An 18,673-nucleotide genomic window follows, 5' to 3' on the forward strand; every position below is an offset into this window, starting at 1 on the left:
TCAACAGTCCCGCCATATTTGGCCCACTTTTCAGTGCGTTCAGCTTTGCCCCCCATCTATCGCCACCGCCATGCGCAGCGACAAATGGTTGACCCGCCCGCGCCTGCGATAGGTCACATCCTTTGCCAGGTCTTGAATCAGAAACCAGCCATAGCCCCCCTCGGGGACATTCATCGGATCGACATTCACGTTCACAGCCCGCCCCAGTGGCGTGCATCCGCCGGGCATGGGCAACCCGTTGTCAGTGATTTCAAAGTGCAGCCCGTCGCGCCGCAGTTGGCAGTGCAGGTGTATCGTGCCTTTGCGCCGGCCATTGGAATAGGCGTGTTCGACGATGTTGTTCACCGCCTCGGCCAGCACCAGTTCGATGGCGCCCAGTTCCTCGACCTCTAGCAAAGTGTCGGCCAGATCGCGTTTCAGCAGGTCAAAGACCTGTCGCGCGGCCAGCGGCCCGCTGTCGACCTGAATATGGATTTTCTGCAAGGGTGGGTGCGCGGGATGAATCGCACTTTCGTTCAGGACCACGTCACGCCGCCAGCGCGCTGCGCGCATCGTCCAGCGTCGGGAACAGGCTGAACACGGAATCCATGCGCGTCAGCCTGAACACCTTGTCCACCGGCGGTGTCAGGCCGGCCAACGCCAGCTTGCGCTGCGGGGCCAGATGTTTCATCGCGGCGACAATTGCGCCCAGCCCGCTGGAATCGATGAATGCGACCGATGACAGGTCCAGAACCACCAGATCGGGGCCATTGTCGGTCTCGGCCCGCATCGCATCCTTGAATTCGATGGCCACTGCAGCGTCGATCCGCGTGCTTAGAACTGTGACGATATGCACTTGGCCTTCTGTTTTGCTCGACAGTTCCATAGTATCCCCTCACATCTAACGCTGGGGTCCATATTTAGGCCGCAAGTCTTACCAACTCGTAACCACACGTAGAACAATCAGAAGGTGACTCATGACAGACGTGATCATTGCCGGCGCATCCCGCACGCCGATGGGAAGTTTCCAAGGGGCGCTTTCCGGTTTGACCGCGTCCGAACTGGGCGGCGCTGCGATTCGCGCAGCGATGGCCGGTGCCGGCACCGATACGGTGGACGAGGTTCTGATGGGCTGCGTGCTGCCTGCCGGTCAGGGTCAGGCGCCCGCCCGTCAGGCCGGTTTTGCCGCCGGTCTGGGCAAGGAAGTGCCAGCCACCACGCTGAACAAGATGTGCGGATCAGGCATGAAGGCGGCGATGATCGCCTTTGACCAGATCGCGCTGGGCCACACCGATCTGATGGTCGCGGGCGGCATGGAAAGCATGAGCCAGGCCCCCTACCTGTTGCCGCAAATGCGCGCCGGGGCGCGTCTGGGCCATGGCAAGACAGTTGACCATATGTTTCTGGACGGTCTGGAAGACGCCTATGACAAGGGCCGCCTGATGGGCACCTTCGCCGAAGACTGCGCCGAAGCATTCCAGTTCACCCGCGAGACGCAGGATAACTATGCGCTGGCCTCGCTCAGCCGCGCGCTTGAGGCGCAGAACAGCGGTGCCTTTGCCGATGAAATCGCATCCATGGACGTCACGTCGCGCAAGGGGTCGACCACCGTCAGCGCCGACGAACAGCCTGCCAACGCCCGCCCCGAGAAAATCCCGCAGCTCAAGCCCGCATTCCGCGATGGTGGCACCGTAACGGCGGCCAACTCCTCGTCGATCTCGGACGGGGCTGCGGCATTGGTCCTCAGCTCTGCCGAAGCCGCCAAAGCGCGCGGACTGACCGTGCGCGCGCGCATTCTGGGCCACGCCAGCCACGCACAGGAACCGGGCCTGTTCACCACCGCCCCTGTGCCCGCCGCGCAAAAGCTGCTGGCGCGCATCGGCTGGACCAAGGACGACGTGGACCTGTGGGAAGTGAACGAAGCCTTTGCCGTGGTACCGCTGGCCTTTATGCACGAAATGGGGCTGAGCCATGACATCGTGAACGTCAACGGTGGCGCCTGTGCCTTGGGGCACCCCATCGGTGCTTCGGGCGCGCGCATCATCGTGACGCTGCTGAACGCACTGGAAAAACGCAACCTCAAGCGTGGCGTTGCCGCGATCTGCATCGGTGGCGGCGAGGGGACAGCCATCGCAATTGAACGTATCTGATCGCGTATTTTGCATCCTGAAAAGGGCCGTGGTCTGTGCTGATGGCTGGCCGTGAAATTCTGTCTTGATTTTTCATTATGAACGGCGCACCGTGAAATTCAGACGTAATTTTTCACCACGAGTCGCATATGCTGCAATCTGCCCCCGACACCGCCAAAACGCTGGGCGCCGACCTGCGCGCGCTGCGCAAGGCGCGGGGCGTCACCTTGCAGGACATGGCCGATGCGCTGGGCCGTTCGGTCGGCTGGCTCAGTCAGGTCGAACGTGACCTGTCCGAGCCGTCGATCACCGACCTGCGCCATATCGCGGCGCACCTGGGTGTGTCGGTGTCGATGCTGTTCCGCCATGCCGCAGCCCCAGCCCACGAAGCGGGCTATATCGTGCGCAAGGGCGCGCGCCGCCCCATCGGGTCGCCCATTGCAGGGCTGGTCGAGGAATTGCTGTCGCCCGATCTGACCGACGATTTCGAAATGGTGCATTCCACCTTTGCGCCCCGTTCGGAAATCATCCATCCGGTCACCCGTCCCACCCAAGAGGTCGGTTACCTGGTCTCGGGCGTGCTGGATCTCGAAATCGCAGGAACCCTCTACACAATCCACCCCGGCGACAGCTTTCGCATTCGCGGCGAGCCGTTCCGCTGGATGAATCCCCATGATGCGCCCGCTGTGGCGATCTGGGTTATTGCGCCCCCCGTTTACTGATCGTCAAACCGCAGGAGACCCCAAAATGCTGACCGGAAGCTGCCTGTGTGGCGCTGTGACTTTCACGGCGACCGAAACCGCCAAAGACCCCGCCGCCTGTCACTGCACCCAATGCCGCAAGCAATCGGGTCACATCTGGGCCTCGGTTCAGGTGCCGCTGTCGGCTTTCGCGGTGCAGGGCGACGTGCGCTGGTTCAATGCCAGCGACACCGCCAAACGCGGATTTTGCTCCACCTGCGGGTCGTCCCTGTTCTGGAAAAGCCATGCCGAGGATGAAATCGGCGTCGCCATGGGCGCGCTTGACGGCCCCACGGGGCTGACGCTGACACGCCATATCTTTACGCAGGACAAGGGTGATTATTACCAGATCAGCCCGGAGCTTGACGCATGAGCGCGTTTCCCACCACAGCCCGCGTGGTCATCATTGGCGGTGGCGTCGTCGGCACCTCGGCACTGTATCATCTGGCCAAGGCAGGTTGGACCGACTGCGTGCTGCTGGAAAAGAACGAACTGACCGCAGGCAGCACATGGCACGCAGCGGGCAACTGCCCCAGCTTCAGCACGTCGTGGGCGGTGATGAACATGCAGCGCTATTCGCTGGGCCTGTATGCAGGGCTGGCCGACGCGGTGGACTATCCGATGAACTACCACGTCACCGGATCGGTCCGGCTGGGCCATACCCGCGAACGGATGCAGGAATTTGAACGCGCCCGCGCCATGGGCCGCTATCAGGGGCTGGACCTTGAGATGATGGCCGTGGCCGACATCAAGGACCGCTATCCGTTCATCGAAACCCATGATCTGGCGGGCGCGCTGTGGGACCCCGACGATGGCGACATCGACCCCGCGCAACTGACCCAGGCGCTGGCCAAGGGCGCGCGCAACATGGGTGCGCGCATTGAACGGTTCTGCCCCGCCACAGGCATCAGCCGTCAGGGTGCCGAATGGATCGTGCACACGGCCAAGGGCGACATCCGCTGCGAAAAGGTGGTGAACGCCGCCGGTTACTATGCCCAGCGTGTCGGGGAATGGTTCAAACCCTACGGCGGGCGCACCGTTCCCATGACGGTGATGAGCCATCAGTATTTCCTGACCGAAGACATCCCCGCGCTGGCTGACTGGACCCGCGACAATGGCCGCAAGGTGCCGCTGCTGCGCGACGTGGACAGCTCGTATTACCTGCGGCAGGACAAGAACGGGCTGAACCTTGGCCCCTATGAACGCAACTGCCGCGCCCATTGGGTGACCCCTGACGATCCCATGCCAGAGGATTTCAGCTTTCAGCTTTACCCCGACGATCTTGAGCGGCTGGAGTGGTACATCGAGGACGCGATGGCCCGCGTGCCGATCCTTGGCACCGCCGGCGTGGGTCGGGTGATCAACGGGCCGATCCCCTATGCGCCCGACGGCCTGCCCCTGATCGGTCCGATGCCCGGCGTGCCCAATGCGTACGAGGCTTGCGTGTTCACCTTTGGCATCACCCAGGGCGGCGGTGCGGGCAAGGTGCTGGCCGAATGGGTGACCGAGGGGCAGACGGAATGGGACATGTGGGCGTGCGACCCGCGCCGCTACACCGATTACACCGATCAGGATTATTGCAATCAAAAGGCGCTGGAGACCTACGGCCACGAATACGCCATGCACTTCCCCCACCACGCCTGGCCCGCAGGCCGCGACCGCAAGCTGTCGCCTGCCCACGATCAGGTGCTGGCCAAGGGTGGCGTCATGGGGGCCTACAACGGCTGGGAACGCGCCAACTGGTTTGCGGCACCCGGCGACGACACCAGCGAAGCAGCGACCCAGACCTGGGATCGCAACGGCCCCTGGGCGCTGCGCGTGCGCCAAGAGGTTGAAGCGGTGCGCGATGACGTGGGCGTGCTGGACCTGCCGGGATTCTCGCGGTTCAACCTGTCGGGGAACGGCGCCGCCGCATACCTGGGTGGCAAGATCGCGGGCGGGTTGCCCCGCGTCGGTCGCATGAACCTTGGCTATTTCCCGGACAGCCGTGGCCGTATCCTGACCGAAATGTCGATCCTGCGGCATGGCGAGGATACCTTTACCCTGATCACCGCCGCCACGGCGCAATGGCACGACTGGGACGTGCTGAACGCCGATCTGCCCGATGGGCTGACCCTGACCGATCACACGACAGACTACGGTACGCTGATCGTCACCGGACCCAACAGCCGCGCCCTGTTCGAACGGCTGGACACACAAGCGGACCTGACCGCCCCGTGGCTGAGCCATCAGGCCGCCACTGTCGCAGGCACGCAATGCGCCCTTGCGCGGGTGTCCTTCGCAGGCGAACTGGGCTGGGAAATCCACGCCGCCAACGCAGACATCGCCCAGCTATATCAGGCGGTGACGGACGCAGGCGCGAAACCCTTTGGCATGTACGCGCTGAACGCGATGCGCATCGAAAAAGGCTATCGCACGTGGAAGGGCGACCTGAGCACCGATTACACCCTGTTCGAGGGCGGGCTGGACCGTTTCGTCAAGCTGGACAAGCCACAGGATTTCCCCGGCAAACAAGCCTTGGTGGCCGAACGCCAAAACGGCCCTGTCAAACGGTTCGTCACCCTGATCGTCGACGCATGCGACGCCGACGCGCCCTATATGTCGACGCTGTGGCACGACGGCGTGGTGGTGGGCGAAACCACCAGCGGCGATTGGGGCTACCGCGTGAATGCCTCGATTGCGCTTGGCATGGTGCGCGCTGATCTGGCGGTGGCAGGCACCGAGCTACAGGTCGAGATTTTCGGCACCAAGCACCGCGCCGTGGTCCAGCCCGACGCCCCCCTGTGGGACCCGCAAAACCACCGCTTGCGGGCCTGAGCGCATGACTGTTAACGCACGCGCCAGTCACTCTGGCACAGGAACAACACGATGACGCAAATAACCCTTCTTGACGGCGGCATGGGGCAGGAACTGATCCACCGCGCAGGCGACCGGCCGACACCGCTGTGGTCCACTCAAGTGATGATCGACCACCCCGGACTGGTGGCCGACATCCACCGCGATTTCACCGCAGCCGGGGCCACCGTGGCCACCACAAACACCTATGCGATCCACCACGACCGGTTTGTCGGCACCGATGTGGACGGCCAGTTTCTGACCCTGATGAAGCGCGCCCTGTCCGAGGCCGCCGCCAGCAACGCGCCATGTGTCGCCGGCGCCATCGGCCCGCTCGTCGCATCCTACCGCCCCGACCTGCACCCCGATGCGGCCACCGCGATCCCGCTTTATGCCGAAGTGGCCGGCTTGCTTTCCCCGTCTTGCGACCTGCTGATCTGCGAAACCGTGGCCTCGCTGGACCATGCCCGCAGCGTTCTGGCCGGTGCGACCACCACTGGCAAACCCGTCTGGCTGTCGATCACAGTCGATGACACGGACGGCACCAAACTGCGCTCGGGCGAAGCGGTGGCAGACATCCTGCCCATCGCGGCAGGAAAAGCCGCGGCCATCCTCGTCAACTGCTCCGCCCCCGAAGTCATCCCCGCAGCGCTCACCATCCTGTCCAAAGGTACGCTGCCGTATGGTGCCTATGCCAACGGCTTCCAGCGCATCACCGAAGAATTCCTGCAATCGCGCCCCACCGTATCCGATCTGCAAACCCGCCACGATTTCACGCCCGAAGCCTACGCCGATCACGTTATGTCCTGGGTCGACGCAGGGGCCACCATCGTCGGCGGCTGCTGCGAAGTCAGCCCCGCCCACATCGCCGAAATTGCCCGCCGCCTGACAGCATCAGGTCACACCCTGACCCGACCCTGATTTCTTTTGGCCCCAAATATCCCGGGGGCGCGGGGGCTGGCCCCCGCATCACCCGCCCAATGCCGGAGACCGCCATGCCTGATCTGCCCAAGAACGCCCGCGTCGTCATCATCGGTGGTGGTGTCATCGGCTGCTCGGTTGCCTATCACCTGACCAAACTGGGCTGGCGCGATGTTGTTCTGCTGGAACGCAAACAACTGACTTCGGGCACCACTTGGCACGCGGCGGGGCTGATCGCGCAACTGCGGGCGTCGGCCAACATGACCAAACTGGCCAAATATTCCCAAGAGCTTTACGGCAACCTCGAGGCGGAAACAGGCGTGGCCACAGGCTTTAAACGCGTCGGTTCGATCACCGCGGCGCTGACGGACGAGCGTCTGGAAGAACTGCACCGTCAGGCCGCCATGGCCCGCGCCTTTGGCGTCGAGGTCGAACAGATCAGCCCGGCAGAGGTGAAAGCGAAATACCAACATCTGAACATCGACGGCGTCACCGGGGGTGTCTATCTGCCGCTGGACGGGCAGGGCGATCCTGCCAATATCGCGCTGGCCCTGGCCAAGGGTGCGCGCCAGCGCGGGGCGCATATTCAGGAACGCGCCGCCGTTACCAACATCACCCGCGCTGGCCGGCGTGTTACCGGCGTAGACTGGCAGGGCGAGGATGGCAGCAGCGGCCACATCGCCTGCGACATGATCGTGAACTGCGCGGGCATGTGGGGCCATCAGGTGGGCCGCATGGCGGGGGTGAACGTGCCGCTGCAAGCCTGCGAACACTTCTACATCGTGTCCGAACCCATCGCCGGCCTGACCCAAATGCCGGTGCTGCGGGTGCCCGACGAATGCGCATACTACAAAGAGGACGCAGGCAAGATCCTGCTGGGCGCGTTCGAACCGGTCAGCAAGCCATGGGCGGTGAACGGCATCCCGCACGACTTTGAATTCGACCAACTGCCCGAAGACTTCGACCATTTCGAACCGATCCTCGAAGCCGCCGTAAACCGCATGCCGATGCTGGCGGATGCGGGCATTCACACCTTTTTCAACGGTCCGGAAAGCTTTACCCCCGACGACGCCTATCACCTTGGCCTCGCGCCCGAGATGGACAACGTCTGGGTCGCCGCAGGCTTCAACTCGATCGGCATCCAGTCGGCGGGGGGCGCCGGCATGGCGCTGGCACAGTGGATGGAGGCGGGCGAAAAGCCGTTCGATCTGGGCGATGTGGACATCGCAAGGATGCAGCCCTTTCAGGGCAACAAAACCTACCTTGCCGCCCGCGCCACGGAAACGCTGGGCCTGCTTTACGCCGACCACTTTCCCTACCGCCAAAAGGCCACCGCGCGCGGCATCCGGCGCACGCCGTTTCACCATCACCTGCTGGAACAGGGCGCGGTCATGGGCGAACTGGCAGGGTGGGAGCGCGCCAATTGGTTCGCAAACCCCGGCCAGACGCCGGAATATGCCTATAGTTGGAAACGCCAGAGCTTCTTTGACAACATCGCCGCCGAACACCGCGCCGTGCGCGAGAATGTGGGGATGTACGACATGTCGTCCTTTGGCAAGATCCGTGTCGAAGGGCCGGACGCCTGCGCCTTTCTCAACCATATCGGCGGCGGGCAATACGACGTGCCCGTGGGCCGCATCGTCTACACCCAGTTCCTGAACCCGCGCGGCGGGATCGAGGCGGACGTGACCGTAACCCGCCTGACCGAAACCGCCTATCTGGTCGTCACCCCTGCGGCCACGCGGCTGGCCGATCAGACATGGATGATGCGCAATCTGGGCGATCACAACGTGGTGCTGACCGATGTGACGGCCGCCGAGGCGGTGCTGGCTGTCATGGGCCCCAACGCCCGCACCCTGTTGCAAATGGTGTCGCCGGCCGATTTCAGCAACGACACCAACCCGTTCGGCACCGCTCAAGAGATCGAGATCGGGATGGCACTGGCCCGTGTCCACCGCGTGACCTATGTGGGCGAGCTGGGTTGGGAGGTTTACATCAGCGCCGATATGGCAGGCTACGTGTTCGAGGTGCTGCACGCCGCGGGCCAGCAGATCGGGGCCAGGCTGTGCGGGATGCACATGATGGACACCTGCCGGATGGAGAAGGGTTTTCGCCACTTCGGCCATGACATCACATCCGAAGATCACGTTCTGGAAGCGGGCCTTGGCTTTGCCGTCAAGCTGGACAAGCCCGCCTTTGTCGGGCGCGACGCGGTGCTGCGCAAGAAAGACGCGGGCTTACAGCGGCGTCTGGTGCAGTTCCGCCTGACCGATCCCGAGCCGCTGTTGTACCACAACGAACCCGTGCTGCGGGACGGCAGGATCGTCGGCCATCTCAGTTCGGGGGCGTATGGTCATCACTTTGGTGCGGCCATGGGCATGGGCTATGTGCCCTGCGCGGGTCAAAGCGTGGACGAGGTGCTGGCGTCCTCCTATGAAATAGACGTGGCAGGCCACCGCTACGCCGCCGAAGCCTCGTTGAAACCCTTCTACGATCCGACCGGCGCGCGCGCCAAGGTCTGACCCTCTGGCGCACCCCACGCCCCGGTGCTAGGCATCGGACACCCAAGTCAGGACTGACCCCATGCGCACACCCCCAGCACCGAACGTCGCCCCACCCAGCGGCGACACGCCCCAAGGGCTGGGCTTTGCGCTGGGGGCCTATATTCTTTGGGGCTTTCTGCCGCTGTATCTAAAGGCCGTCAGCCATGTGCCCGCTGCCGAAGTCGTGGCGCACAGGATCATCTGGGCGGTGCCGATTGCGGCAGGCCTGCTGATCGCACTTGGCCGCACCCGCGACATCCGCGCCGCCCTGCGCAGCCCGCGCACGCTGGCGATGGGCTGTGTCACAGCCGCGCTGATTACGGTCAACTGGGGTATCTACGTCTGGGCCATCGCGGAAAATCGCGCGCTGGATGCGGCGCTGGGGTATTACATCAACCCGTTGTTCAGCGTGGCGCTGGGTGCGCTGCTGCTGGGCGAAAAGCTGGACAAGCTGCAACTGGCTGCCGTGGCGCTGGCCTTGTGCGCGGTGGTGGTTCTGGCCACCACGCTGGGGACGGTGCCGTGGGCGGCCATTGCGATTACCGCCAGTTGGGGGTTTTACGCGCTGGCCAAGAAACAATTGCCCATCGGTCCCAATCAGGGGTTCTTGCTGGAAGTTCTGATCCTGCTGCTGCCGGCGCTGGGCTATGTCGGCTATCTGACCGTCACAGGCCAAAGCCATTTCATGGCAGGCGACAGCCACGACACATGGCTGCTGATGGGCTGTGGCGTGGTGACGGCGGTGCCGCTGATCCTCTATGCCAACGGCGCCAAGCAACTGCGCCTGACCACCATCGGCGTGCTGCAATACGTGGCGCCGACGATGATCTTTCTGGTGGCGGTCTTTGTGTTCAAGGAACCCTTTGGGCAGGCACGCATGATTGCCTTTCCGATGATCTGGGGCGCGCTGGTGCTTTATACCATTTCGATGATCCGCCAGATGCGTGGCCGTCGCGCGGCCTAGCTGATCGCCTCGCGGAAGGTGGCAAAGCTGGGGTCCTTGGCAATCCGCGCCATCATCGCCTCGCGCAGCGCGCCGATGGTTTTGTAGGGGCGCATGACCACCTCGAAGTCCTGCACCAGCCCGTCGTCGTTCAGCGTGATCAGATCAACGCCCACGGCGTCCAGCCCGTCGACCTTGCACTGAAACTCCAGCATCCAATCGCGCCCGTCGCCCAGCACGCGGCGATAAGTGAAATCGGTGAACACCGCGTTCACATGGCCCAGTACCGCCGCCACCGCCGCGCGGCCTGTCCATGTCTTCCAATAGGTCGGCGGCATGAACCGGATGTCCTCGGCAAACAGCGGCAGGATCGCGTCGTCGTCCTTGGCCAGAACCGCGTCGTGGAATGCCTGAATGGTCGCGTGCATAAGGGGGCCTTTCATCTTGGCTTGAAACTACAGCCTACATCTGGAAAGCAGCGGCATGGAAACTGTTTATGCGCCCCCGACCGATCCGCTGGTCTTTTTGTACGACGATGCCGACATCGTGGTCGTCGATAAACCTGCGGGCCTGCTCAGCGTGCCGGGGCGCGGCGACCATCTGGCGGATTGCCTGATCACCCGGCTACAGGCGGTGTTTCCGACGGCGCTGGTGGTGCACCGGCTGGACCGCGACACCAGCGGCGTCATGGTCTTTGCCCTGTCACCCCACGCGCAGCGCACCCTGTCGACACAGTTTGCCGAGCGTAAGACGCAAAAGGCTTACGTGGCGCTGGTGCAGGGCGACCCCGCGCAGGACAAGGGCACCGTCGATCTGCCGGTGATCGTGGACTGGCCGAACCGCCCGCTGCAAAAAGTCTGTCACGAGACGGGCAAGCCCGCAGTGACCGACTGGCGCGTGGTCAAACGGCACGGCGACAGCGCGCGTATGCGGCTGGTGCCGCACACGGGCCGCACCCATCAGTTGCGCGTGCATATGCTGGCCTTGGGCCATCCGATCCTGGGTGATCCGTTCTATGCCCACGGGGCGGCTGCCGATTTCCCGCGCATGATGCTGCACGCCGAAGAGCTGCGCGTGAAGCACCCCGAGAACGGCAAGTCGATCCGTTTTCGCGCCAAGGCACCGTTTTAGGGTTAAGCGCCGACGCTGATCCAGCGGGCGGGCAGAATGTCGGGGTTGGCCATCGACGCATCTGCAAACCACCGCGCGGGGCCTGCCACGATACTGTCCGGGGTTTCGCCCAGCCACGCCGCCCACCAACTGAACGATGAATTGGCGATGATGTTGTGCTGGCACAGGGTCATCAGCCGCAGGTCTTCGTAGTCGGCATCGGGCCCGTTGAAATCCACCACAACCTTGTCGAAGGGCAGCGGCAGGTTGGCCTTGGCCCATTCGGGATCGTCAGAGAAGACATAGACCGTGGGGTCCACATCCATACGCTTGCGAATGGCCGCAAGGGCCGCGTCGTAATAGGCCTGATCACACAGGGCCATAGCGTTCACCGCAACGTAATCTCCACGCCGCACGTGCAACGCGACCGACGGACCGCTGGCGATCCGCGCTGCCATCTCGACGTTGCGTGCCGACATGGGGGTGCGAAAGACAAAGGCGCTGCGCAGCGTGTCGGCGATATTTGTAAAATACCGCTCCGACTGCCAGTAGCCGTGCAAATAGCTGTCGTCGCTCCAGTTGGCGAAGTCCGGATTATAGCCCAGACCCCTCTCGCGCCGGATGCGCGGCCGCTTGCCCAGCCCCCGCCATGCGGCATAGGCCAGCGGGCGCTGGTGTTTCGCGGGGGGCAAGGGCGCCTCAGCCAGTTCCGGCAGGTCGAACACCCGTAACAACGTCCCGTCGCCCTTGTGCAGCGCCATGCGATCATCCAGCACCACGCGCGTGCCCAGCCGCTCGGCCAGCGCGCGGGCTGCGGCATATTGGAACATCTGGTTGCCCAAACGACCGTGCAATCTGGAAAAAATCATGACGCTGCCTTGGTTAGCGGTTATCTGTCGGGATTGAATACGCGCTTTCGTGGCATCGAACCATATCAAAGGGGTACACATGAGCATCAAGAGCGAACTGACCAAACTGTGGAACATCGCCACCAGCCCATCGTACCGCGCCGCGCGTGCGCCGTATCGGGCATTTCGCAAGGCACATGGCGGGACCACGCCGGTGCAGTTTCCACGGGTGCAGCCGGGGGATGTGGTGTTGGATGTCGGAGGGTACGTCGGTGACTGGTCGGATCAGATGACGACCCGATATGGTGTCGTATCTCATGTGTTCGAACCGCACCCCAGCTTTGCCAACGCGATGGCGGAACGGTTTGCAGGCAATGAAAACGTCCTTGTGCACGCCTATGCCATTGGCAGTGAGGATGGCGTGCTGGAGCTGTCCGATCAGGCCAACGCGTCCTCTGCCCTGATCCGGGAAGGCCCGACCGTGACCGGTATGGTCAAGGCGTTTGGTCCCGTCGTCGAAGGGCTGGCGCTGTCTGATGTCGCCGTGATCAAGATGAACATCGAAGGCGGCGAATATGATCTGTTGCCTGCGATGATCGACAGCGGGTTCATGCAACACGTCGATACGTTGATGGTGCAGTTTCACAAATACGGCCCCGACGATGTGGCGCGGCGTGATGCGATCCGCGCGGGGCTGTCGCGCACACATGTGTGCGAATGGGTCTATCCCTTCGTCTGGGAACAGTGGGCCAGAAAAACACAGGGCGAGGGATAACCCCCGCCCCGTGTCTGCATTGAGTGTGGAGGGCTGACTATTCAGCCGCCCAGCCCGAGACGGCCTTGACCTCAAGGAAGTCCTCGATGCCCCAAACGCCGCCTTCACGACCGTTGCCCGACTGCTTCATGCCGCCAAAGGGCGAACCTGCCGCGCGGCTGGTGCCGTTCATTTCGACCATGCCCGACCGCAACTGTTTGGCCAGACGGTTGGCGCGTGCGCCGTCCTGTGTCTGGACATAGTTGGTCAGACCGTAAACCGTATCGTTGGCGATCTCGACGGCCTCTTCTTCGGTGTCGAACGGAATGATCGACAGCACGGGGCCAAAGATTTCTTCGCGCGCGATGGTCATGTCATGGTTCACGTCGGCAAAGACGGTCGGTTTGACGTAGAACCCGCGGTTCATCCCCTCGGGACGGCCGGTGCCACCGGCGATCAGGCGGGCGCCTTCGTCGATGCCCTTCTGGATCAGGTCCTGGATCTTGTTCCACTGCACCTCGTTCACCACGGGACCGATGTGCTTGCCCTCTTCCGAAGCGGGACCGACTGTGACCTGATTGGCCACGGCTGCGGCCTCTTCGACCGCGCGGTCGTACACGCCGCGCTGAACCAGCATACGGCTGGGCGCGTTGCACGATTGGCCGGTGTTGTTCATCATGTGCAGAACACCACGTTTCACCGCATTGTCGTCGGCATCGTCAAAGATCAGGTTGGCCCCTTTGCCGCCCAGCTCCAGATGCACACGTTTCAGCGTGTCGGCGGCGTTTTTCGAAATCAGCGTGCCCGCGCGGGTCGAGCCGGTAAAGCTGACCATGTCCACGTCCTTGTGGCCGGTCAGGGTGTTGCCGACGCCTGCGCCGTCACCGTTGACCAGGTTGAACACACCGGCGGGAAAGCCTGCCTCGTCCATCATCTCGGCAAAGATCATCGCGTTCAGCGGGCTTTCTTCCGACGGTTTCAGAACCATGGTGCAGCCTGCAATCGCAGCCGCGCCCACTTTCAACGTGACCTGGTTCATCGGCCAGTTCCATGGCGTGATCAGCGCCGCAACGCCAACCGCTTCATAGATAATCCGGTCGTTTGGCGCGTGGTCGCCCAGCGGACGGACAAAGTCGAACTTTTTCGCCGCAGCGATAAAGTTGGACAGGTGCCAGGTGCCTGAACCCACTTGCGATGTTTTCGACATGGAAATGGGCGCGCCCATTTCGGTGCTCATGGCGGCGGCCAGATCGTCGGCGCGGGTCTTGTAGACCTCGACCAGCTTTTCGACCAGCGCGATGCGCTCGGACGCAGGTGTCGCCATCCAGCCCGGCAATGCAGCCTTGGCAGCCGCCACTGCGGCGTCGGCATCGGCCTTGCCACCCAGCGAGATTACGGCGCAGGGCTCTTCGGTCGACGGGTCGATGACGTTGTGGTCCTTGCCCTCGATCGGAGCAACCCATTTGCCATTGATGTAAAAGTCGCGTTTCTCCAGCATGATAGTGCCTCCATTGCGGATCATGATTTGCGCGCACTGTGTCACCGGACCAAATGACACGCAAGTCAGGGGATGCATCGCGCCCAAAGCCACACTACATTGTGCAGTAGAATTCAAAATAGGAGGACCATCCATGTCCCTGCGCATCAACGACACCATCCCCGACCTGACTGTCGAAACCGACCAGGGCAGCTTTGCGCTGCATGACTGGATCGGCGACAGCTGGGCAATTCTGTTTTCCCACCCCAAGGACTTTACCCCTGTCTGCACCACTGAATTCGGCGCGGTTGCCCAACTGTCCGACGAATGGGCCAAGCGCGGCACCAAGGTGATCGGCGTCAGCGTCGACGGTGTGGAAGACCACAAGAAGTGGAAGGGCGACATCGAATCGTCTTCGGGCGCCAAGGCGGGCTTCCCGATCATCGCCGATGGTGGGCTGGAAGTGTCCAAAGCCTTCGACATGCTGCCTGCCGAGGCCTATCTGCCCGATGGTCGCACCCCCAATGACAGCGCCACGGTGCGGTCCGTGTTCATCATCGGCCCAGACAAAAAGCTGAAACTGTCGATGACATATCCGATGACCGTTGGCCGCAACTTTGCCGAAGTGCTGCGCGCGCTGGACGCATTGCAAACCTCGACCGGCCACGGTGTTGCGACACCCGCCAACTGGAACGTGGGCGATGACGTGATCATCCCCGCGACTGTGTCCAACGAGGATGCCAAGGCCAAGTTTGGCGATTTCGAAACCGTGCTGCCCTACCTGCGCAAGGCACCGCTGCCCAAGTAATCTTAGGTTTGCGGGCGCGCGGCCACCGCGCGCCGATACCGCCACCGATTGATTTCCCGCATCAGCTTGCCGCTGGTGCGGGTTTTCTTTTGGATGGTCGATCCGCCCAGGTCCGCCGTCAGTTCCCGCACCCCGTTGGGCAGAATGGTATGGACACGCTGGCCATGAACCCAGTGCATTTGCAAAAACGTGTCTACGGGCCGGTCCAGCACATCGGTCACCGCCAGCAACCGCAGTGCCGCGTTGCGCCCCACCACCTGAAACACCGTCTGAAGGCCGATGACACGCGGCAGCATCAGCGTGCAGGGGCCATCGCTGGCCACCACCTGTGCTGCTGTCTCGCGGTCCTTGGCGGGTATGCGGATAAAGCTGTCCGCAGTGGCGTGACCGGCAATCAGCGCCTGTACATGCGGCCAGTGTGAAGTATCCAGCGCCAGATCATCCTCGGCGATCAGCGCATAGTCCCAGCCTTCGTCCACGATCCGCTGCCAGCAGGCGCGATGCGACAGGAAACAGCCAACTTCGCCGGCGCCGATGGGAAATGGATAGTGCGGCTGATGAATGTCACCGTTTGCCGGTGTCACACCCGCATCTGCACCGCGCACGGCTTCGATCACCTGGGCGTCGGGCAGGGTTTGCAGCAACACCTCGACGTTGGCGCGGCGCCGGGTGGCGCTGGACATATGGACGATCAGCGAATGCATCGCCGCATGGCTAGCGTGTATGACCGCCCCACACCAGTGGTCACAGCGGCAGCTCGGTCGTTGATTTCAGTTCCTTGAGCACGAATGACGACTGCACCTCGCGCACAAAAGGGCTGCGCAGCAGGGTATTGGTCATGAAATGCTCATAGGCTTCCACGTCCGCCACCCGCACCTTCATCTGATAGTCCGCCGCGCCCGAGGTGGCGAGACATTCCACCACTTCCGGGTGCCCCGCGATCAGCGTGGCAAAGCCGGACACCGTGGTTTCGGCATGGTCGCGCAGGGTGATCGCGGCCAGAACCGTCAGCTTGCACCCCGCATGGGTGGGCGACAACAGCGCGACACGGCGCAGAATGGCCCCCGATGCTTCCAGTTCCTGAACCTTGCGCCAGACCGTGCTTTGCGCCATCCCGCAGCGTTCGGCAATTTGTGCCAACGATTGACTGCAATCGCGTTGCAGTTCCCGCAGTAGCGTCTTTTCCGAAGTGGAATATTTCAAAAATCACCCCTGTCATGGATTCTGGTGCTTATACAAAGCGTCCTGTTCAAAAGCAAAGCCCTAACTGTGCGTAACCGAACGGAACCGCCATTGAATGCAGGCGTTAGTGTGCCGAGATATATCAAATGACATTCCCAATCACATGGAGACACCCACATGGCTGATGTTCCAGCACACGCCCCGCTGTTCAAAGAGTTGAAGCTGGGCCGCGTCACCGCGCCCAACCGCATCGTGATGGCCCCGCTGACGCGGGCACGGTCCACGCCCGGCGAAAACCTTCAGACCGATCTGCACGCTGTCTATTACAGCCAGCGTGCGGGCGCGGGTCTGGTGATTTCCGAGGCAACCAATATCAGCCGCCAAGGTCAGGGTTACGCCTGGACCCCGGGCATCTTCAGCGATGCGCAGGTGGACGGCTGGACGCCGGTGACCGATGCCGTGCACGCGGCGGGCGGGCGCATCTTCTGCCAGTTGTGGCACGTCGGCGCGATCAGCCACAATGTGTTCCACGACGGCGCGGCGCCTGTGTCGTCCAGCGTCTGGACCCCCAAGGGCGAGGCATTTGTTGGCGACCTGCACCCCGACGGCCCGACCGTGCCGCACCCCGAAGCGCGCGCGCTGACGGTGGATGAAATCGCTGGCGTGATCGAAGATTACCGTCACGCGGCCAAATGCGCCGACAAGGCAGGCTTTGACGGTGTCGAATTCCACGGGGCAAACGGCTACCTGATCGACCAGTTCCTGCGCTCTTCGGTCAACTCGCGCGATGACGCATACGGGGGCTCGGTCGAAAACCGCGTGCGCCTGTTGGTCGAAGGTGTCGATGCCGTGATCGACGTGCTGGGCGCGGACCGCGTTGGCGTGCGTCTGTCGCCTGCGGGCGGCGCAGGAGGGTCAAAAGACGAGAACCCGATGGAGACCTATGTCGCCGCCGCCAAGGCGTTGTCGGGCAAGGGGCTGGCGTATCTGCACGTTGTCCGTTCGGGCGATCCCGAGAACACCAAGGTCGTGGATGCCATGCGCAAGGCATTCGACGGCCCGTTCATCGTCAACGGCGGCTTCACCCCCGAAGAGGCGGCGCAGTGGATCGAAGGCGGGCGCGCGGATGCGGTGGCCTTTGGCAAGCTTTACATCGCCAACCCCGACCTGACCAAACGCATTGCCATGGACGGCGCCTATAACGATCCGAACCCGGATACCTTTTACGGTGGCGGAGCAAAGGGTTACACCGACTATCCGATCATGGACGGTACGGCCCAGGCTGCCGAATAATTCCTGCCGCAGATGAAAAAAGGCCCCGGTAGCGATACCGGGGCCTTTTCCAATTCAGAAAAACAGAAGCGCCTTATTCGGCGTCTTCTTCTTTCTTGATTTCTTCACCGGTTTCCTGATCGACGACTTTCATCGACAGGCGCACCTTGCCACGGTCATCAAAGCCCAACAGCTTCACTTTGACCTCTTGGCCTTCTTTCAGCACATCCGAAGGATGGTTCAGGCGGCGGTTTTCGATCTGGCTGACGTGCACCAGACCATCGCGCTTGCCAAAGAAGTTCACGAAAGCGCCGAAATCGACGATTTTCACAACGGTCCCGGTGTAAACGGCACCTTCTTCCGGCTCGGCCACGATCGACCAGATCATGTCATAGGCTTTCTTGATCGCTTCGCCGTTGGGCGACGCAATCTTGATGATGCCGTCGTCGTTGATGTCGACCTTGGCGCCCGACACTTCAACGATTTCGCGGATCACTTTACCGCCCGAACCGATGACTTCGCGGATTTTGTCCGTCGGAACCTGCATGGTTTCGATGCGCGGTGCGTGCACCGAGAAGTCGGCCGCGCCGGTTAGCGCCTTGCCCATTTCGCCCAGGATGTGCAAACGGCCCGCTTTGGCCTGCGCCAAGGCTTTTTCCATGATCTCGGGCGTGATGCCTGCGATCTTGATGTCCATTTGCAGCGAGGTGATCCCGTTTTCGGTGCCTGCCACTTTGAAATCCATGTCGCCCAGGTGGTCTTCGTCACCCAGGATGTCCGACAGGATCGCGTAGGACCCGTCTTCTTCCAGGATCAGACCCATCGCAACACCGGCCACTGCCGCTTTCAGCGGAACGCCCGCGTCCATCATCGACAGCGAACCGCCGCAGACAGAGGCCATCGAGCTGGAGCCGTTCGATTCAGTGATCTCGGACACAACGCGGATGGTATAGGGGAAGTCAGTCGATGCGGGCAGAACCGCCTGCAACGCACGCCATGCCAGCTTGCCGTGGCCAATCTCGCGACGGCCCGGACCCGAAACACGGCCCACTTCACCAACCGAATAGGGAGGGAAGTTATAGTGCAGCAGGAAGTTGGATTTGAAGTTGCCGTGCAGCGCGTCGATGAACTG

19 protein-coding genes are annotated in these 18,673 nt (G+C 62.6%); 11 read left to right on the plus strand and 8 right to left on the minus strand.

Annotated elements, in window-relative coordinates; translation table 11 throughout:
- Nucleotides 1–39: 39 nt before the first annotated feature.
- Both AAC077_RS10950 and AAC077_RS10955 read right to left on the minus strand, forming a co-directional pair.
- On the minus strand, nt 40–483 hold the full coding sequence (locus AAC077_RS10950; RefSeq protein ID WP_339769426.1) for an ATP-binding protein: 444 nt from the start codon (nt 481–483) through the stop codon (nt 40–42).
- 43 nt (nt 484–526) lie between these two features.
- Nucleotides 527–865: an STAS domain-containing protein gene (locus AAC077_RS10955; protein ID WP_339769428.1), complete on the minus strand. Its 339-nt coding sequence runs from the start codon at nt 863–865 to the stop codon at nt 527–529.
- 91 nt (nt 866–956) lie between these two features.
- Between AAC077_RS10955 and AAC077_RS10960 the strand changes: the two genes are divergently transcribed.
- The 7 genes from AAC077_RS10960 (at nt 957) to rarD (ending at nt 10,111) form a co-directional block, all read left to right on the plus strand.
- Nucleotides 957–2,129: a thiolase family protein gene (locus AAC077_RS10960; RefSeq protein ID WP_339769430.1), complete on the plus strand. Its 1,173-nt coding sequence runs from the start codon at nt 957–959 to the stop codon at nt 2,127–2,129.
- Nucleotides 2,130–2,257: 128 nt separating this feature from the next.
- Nucleotides 2,258–2,830: an XRE family transcriptional regulator gene (locus AAC077_RS10965; protein WP_339769432.1), complete on the plus strand. Its 573-nt coding sequence runs from the start codon at nt 2,258–2,260 to the stop codon at nt 2,828–2,830.
- Between the two features lie 25 nt (nt 2,831–2,855).
- Nucleotides 2,856–3,221, plus strand: a complete 366-nt coding sequence (locus AAC077_RS10970) for a GFA family protein (protein WP_339769434.1) — start codon at nt 2,856–2,858, stop codon at nt 3,219–3,221.
- The gene (locus AAC077_RS10975) at nt 3,218–5,665 is read left to right on the plus strand and encodes an FAD-dependent oxidoreductase (RefSeq protein ID WP_339769436.1); all 2,448 of its coding nucleotides are present in this window, start codon (nt 3,218–3,220) and stop codon (nt 5,663–5,665) included. Before AAC077_RS10970 ends, AAC077_RS10975 begins: the two co-directional genes overlap by 4 nt.
- Nucleotides 5,666–5,716: 51 nt before the next feature.
- Complete coding sequence (locus AAC077_RS10980) at nt 5,717–6,604, plus strand: homocysteine S-methyltransferase family protein (protein ID WP_339769438.1); 888 nt, start codon at nt 5,717–5,719, stop codon at nt 6,602–6,604.
- A 74-nt stretch (nt 6,605–6,678) separates the two neighbouring features.
- Nucleotides 6,679–9,126, plus strand: coding sequence for an FAD-dependent oxidoreductase (locus tag AAC077_RS10985; RefSeq protein ID WP_339769440.1), 2,448 nt, complete (start codon nt 6,679–6,681; stop codon nt 9,124–9,126).
- 61 nt (nt 9,127–9,187) lie between these two features.
- The gene (rarD, locus tag AAC077_RS10990) at nt 9,188–10,111 is read left to right on the plus strand and encodes an EamA family transporter RarD (protein WP_339769443.1); all 924 of its coding nucleotides are present in this window, start codon (nt 9,188–9,190) and stop codon (nt 10,109–10,111) included.
- Here rarD and AAC077_RS10995 read toward each other — a convergent pair.
- The gene (locus AAC077_RS10995) at nt 10,108–10,533 is read right to left on the minus strand and encodes a nuclear transport factor 2 family protein (RefSeq protein WP_339769445.1); all 426 of its coding nucleotides are present in this window, start codon (nt 10,531–10,533) and stop codon (nt 10,108–10,110) included. The two genes, rarD and AAC077_RS10995, sit on opposite strands and share 4 nt — an antisense overlap.
- 40 nt (nt 10,534–10,573) lie before the next feature.
- On the opposite strand from AAC077_RS10995, the gene AAC077_RS11000 reads away from it, so the two are divergent.
- The gene (locus tag AAC077_RS11000; protein ID WP_339769447.1) at nt 10,574–11,221 is read left to right on the plus strand and encodes an RluA family pseudouridine synthase; all 648 of its coding nucleotides are present in this window, start codon (nt 10,574–10,576) and stop codon (nt 11,219–11,221) included.
- A 2-nt stretch (nt 11,222–11,223) separates the two neighbouring features.
- Here the strand turns inward: AAC077_RS11000 and AAC077_RS11005 are convergent, their stop codons facing one another.
- On the minus strand, nt 11,224–12,069 hold the full coding sequence (locus tag AAC077_RS11005) for an alpha-1,2-fucosyltransferase (RefSeq protein WP_339769449.1): 846 nt from the start codon (nt 12,067–12,069) through the stop codon (nt 11,224–11,226).
- Nucleotides 12,070–12,148: 79 nt separating this feature from the next.
- Here AAC077_RS11005 and AAC077_RS11010 point away from each other — a divergent pair, with 79 nt between their 5' ends.
- Nucleotides 12,149–12,823 (plus strand): FkbM family methyltransferase, encoded by a 675-nt coding sequence (locus AAC077_RS11010; RefSeq protein ID WP_339769450.1) that lies wholly within the window; start codon nt 12,149–12,151, stop codon nt 12,821–12,823.
- 37 nt (nt 12,824–12,860) lie between these two features.
- Here AAC077_RS11010 and AAC077_RS11015 read toward each other — a convergent pair whose 3' ends face one another.
- On the minus strand, nt 12,861–14,300 hold the full coding sequence (locus tag AAC077_RS11015) for an aldehyde dehydrogenase family protein (protein ID WP_339769452.1): 1,440 nt from the start codon (nt 14,298–14,300) through the stop codon (nt 12,861–12,863).
- A gap of 133 nt (nt 14,301–14,433) precedes the next feature.
- Here AAC077_RS11015 and AAC077_RS11020 point away from each other — a divergent pair, with 133 nt between their 5' ends.
- On the plus strand, nt 14,434–15,087 hold the full coding sequence (locus AAC077_RS11020) for a peroxiredoxin (protein WP_339769454.1): 654 nt from the start codon (nt 14,434–14,436) through the stop codon (nt 15,085–15,087).
- A gap of 2 nt (nt 15,088–15,089) precedes the next feature.
- Here the strand turns inward: AAC077_RS11020 and AAC077_RS11025 are convergent, their stop codons facing one another.
- Together AAC077_RS11025 and AAC077_RS11030 are read right to left on the minus strand one after the other, a co-directional pair.
- Nucleotides 15,090–15,791 carry a glycosyltransferase family 25 protein gene (locus tag AAC077_RS11025; RefSeq protein ID WP_339769455.1) on the minus strand — a complete coding sequence of 234 codons (702 nt, stop codon included), beginning with the start codon at nt 15,789–15,791 and terminating at the stop codon, nt 15,090–15,092.
- A gap of 40 nt (nt 15,792–15,831) precedes the next feature.
- A complete protein-coding gene (locus AAC077_RS11030; RefSeq protein WP_339769457.1) occupies nt 15,832–16,290 on the minus strand; it encodes an Lrp/AsnC family transcriptional regulator in 459 nt (152 codons plus the stop codon).
- Between the two features lie 156 nt (nt 16,291–16,446).
- Here AAC077_RS11030 and AAC077_RS11035 point away from each other — a divergent pair, with 156 nt between their 5' ends.
- Nucleotides 16,447–17,562 (plus strand): alkene reductase, encoded by a 1,116-nt coding sequence (locus tag AAC077_RS11035; RefSeq protein WP_339769459.1) that lies wholly within the window; start codon nt 16,447–16,449, stop codon nt 17,560–17,562.
- 73 nt (nt 17,563–17,635) lie between these two features.
- Here the strand turns inward: AAC077_RS11035 and pnp are convergent.
- Nucleotides 17,636–18,673: polyribonucleotide nucleotidyltransferase (gene pnp / locus AAC077_RS11040; RefSeq protein ID WP_339769462.1), on the minus strand; the 1,038-nt coding region annotated here is incomplete at its 5' end.

The organism is uncultured Pseudosulfitobacter sp. (assembly GCF_963976325.1).
Taxonomy (GTDB): domain Bacteria; phylum Pseudomonadota; class Alphaproteobacteria; order Rhodobacterales; family Rhodobacteraceae; genus Pseudosulfitobacter.

Bases quoted from the DNA above. Each gene is read 5' to 3' on its own strand.
- AAC077_RS10975 (WP_339769436.1), top strand. From the start codon at position 3,218: ATGAGCGCGTTTCCCACCACAGCCCGCGTGGTCATCATTGGCGGTGGC.
- AAC077_RS11015 (WP_339769452.1), bottom strand. From the start codon at position 14,300: ATGCTGGAGAAACGCGACTTTTACATCAATGGCAAATGGGTTGCTCCG.
- rarD (WP_339769443.1), top strand. From the start codon at position 9,188: ATGCGCACACCCCCAGCACCGAACGTCGCCCCACCCAGCGGCGACACG.
- AAC077_RS10955 (WP_339769428.1), bottom strand. From the start codon at position 865: ATGGAACTGTCGAGCAAAACAGAAGGCCAAGTGCATATCGTCACAGTT.
- AAC077_RS11025 (WP_339769455.1), bottom strand. From the start codon at position 15,791: ATGCATTCGCTGATCGTCCATATGTCCAGCGCCACCCGGCGCCGCGCC.
- AAC077_RS10980 (WP_339769438.1), top strand. From the start codon at position 5,717: ATGACGCAAATAACCCTTCTTGACGGCGGCATGGGGCAGGAACTGATC.
- AAC077_RS11035 (WP_339769459.1), top strand. From the start codon at position 16,447: ATGGCTGATGTTCCAGCACACGCCCCGCTGTTCAAAGAGTTGAAGCTG.
- AAC077_RS11020 (WP_339769454.1), top strand. From the start codon at position 14,434: ATGTCCCTGCGCATCAACGACACCATCCCCGACCTGACTGTCGAAACC.
- AAC077_RS11010 (WP_339769450.1), top strand. From the start codon at position 12,149: ATGAGCATCAAGAGCGAACTGACCAAACTGTGGAACATCGCCACCAGC.
- AAC077_RS11000 (WP_339769447.1), top strand. From the start codon at position 10,574: ATGGAAACTGTTTATGCGCCCCCGACCGATCCGCTGGTCTTTTTGTAC.
- AAC077_RS10985 (WP_339769440.1), top strand. From the start codon at position 6,679: ATGCCTGATCTGCCCAAGAACGCCCGCGTCGTCATCATCGGTGGTGGT.
- AAC077_RS10970 (WP_339769434.1), top strand. From the start codon at position 2,856: ATGCTGACCGGAAGCTGCCTGTGTGGCGCTGTGACTTTCACGGCGACC.
- AAC077_RS10965 (WP_339769432.1), top strand. From the start codon at position 2,258: ATGCTGCAATCTGCCCCCGACACCGCCAAAACGCTGGGCGCCGACCTG.
- AAC077_RS11005 (WP_339769449.1), bottom strand. From the start codon at position 12,069: ATGATTTTTTCCAGATTGCACGGTCGTTTGGGCAACCAGATGTTCCAA.
- AAC077_RS10960 (WP_339769430.1), top strand. From the start codon at position 957: ATGACAGACGTGATCATTGCCGGCGCATCCCGCACGCCGATGGGAAGT.
- AAC077_RS10995 (WP_339769445.1), bottom strand. From the start codon at position 10,533: ATGAAAGGCCCCCTTATGCACGCGACCATTCAGGCATTCCACGACGCG.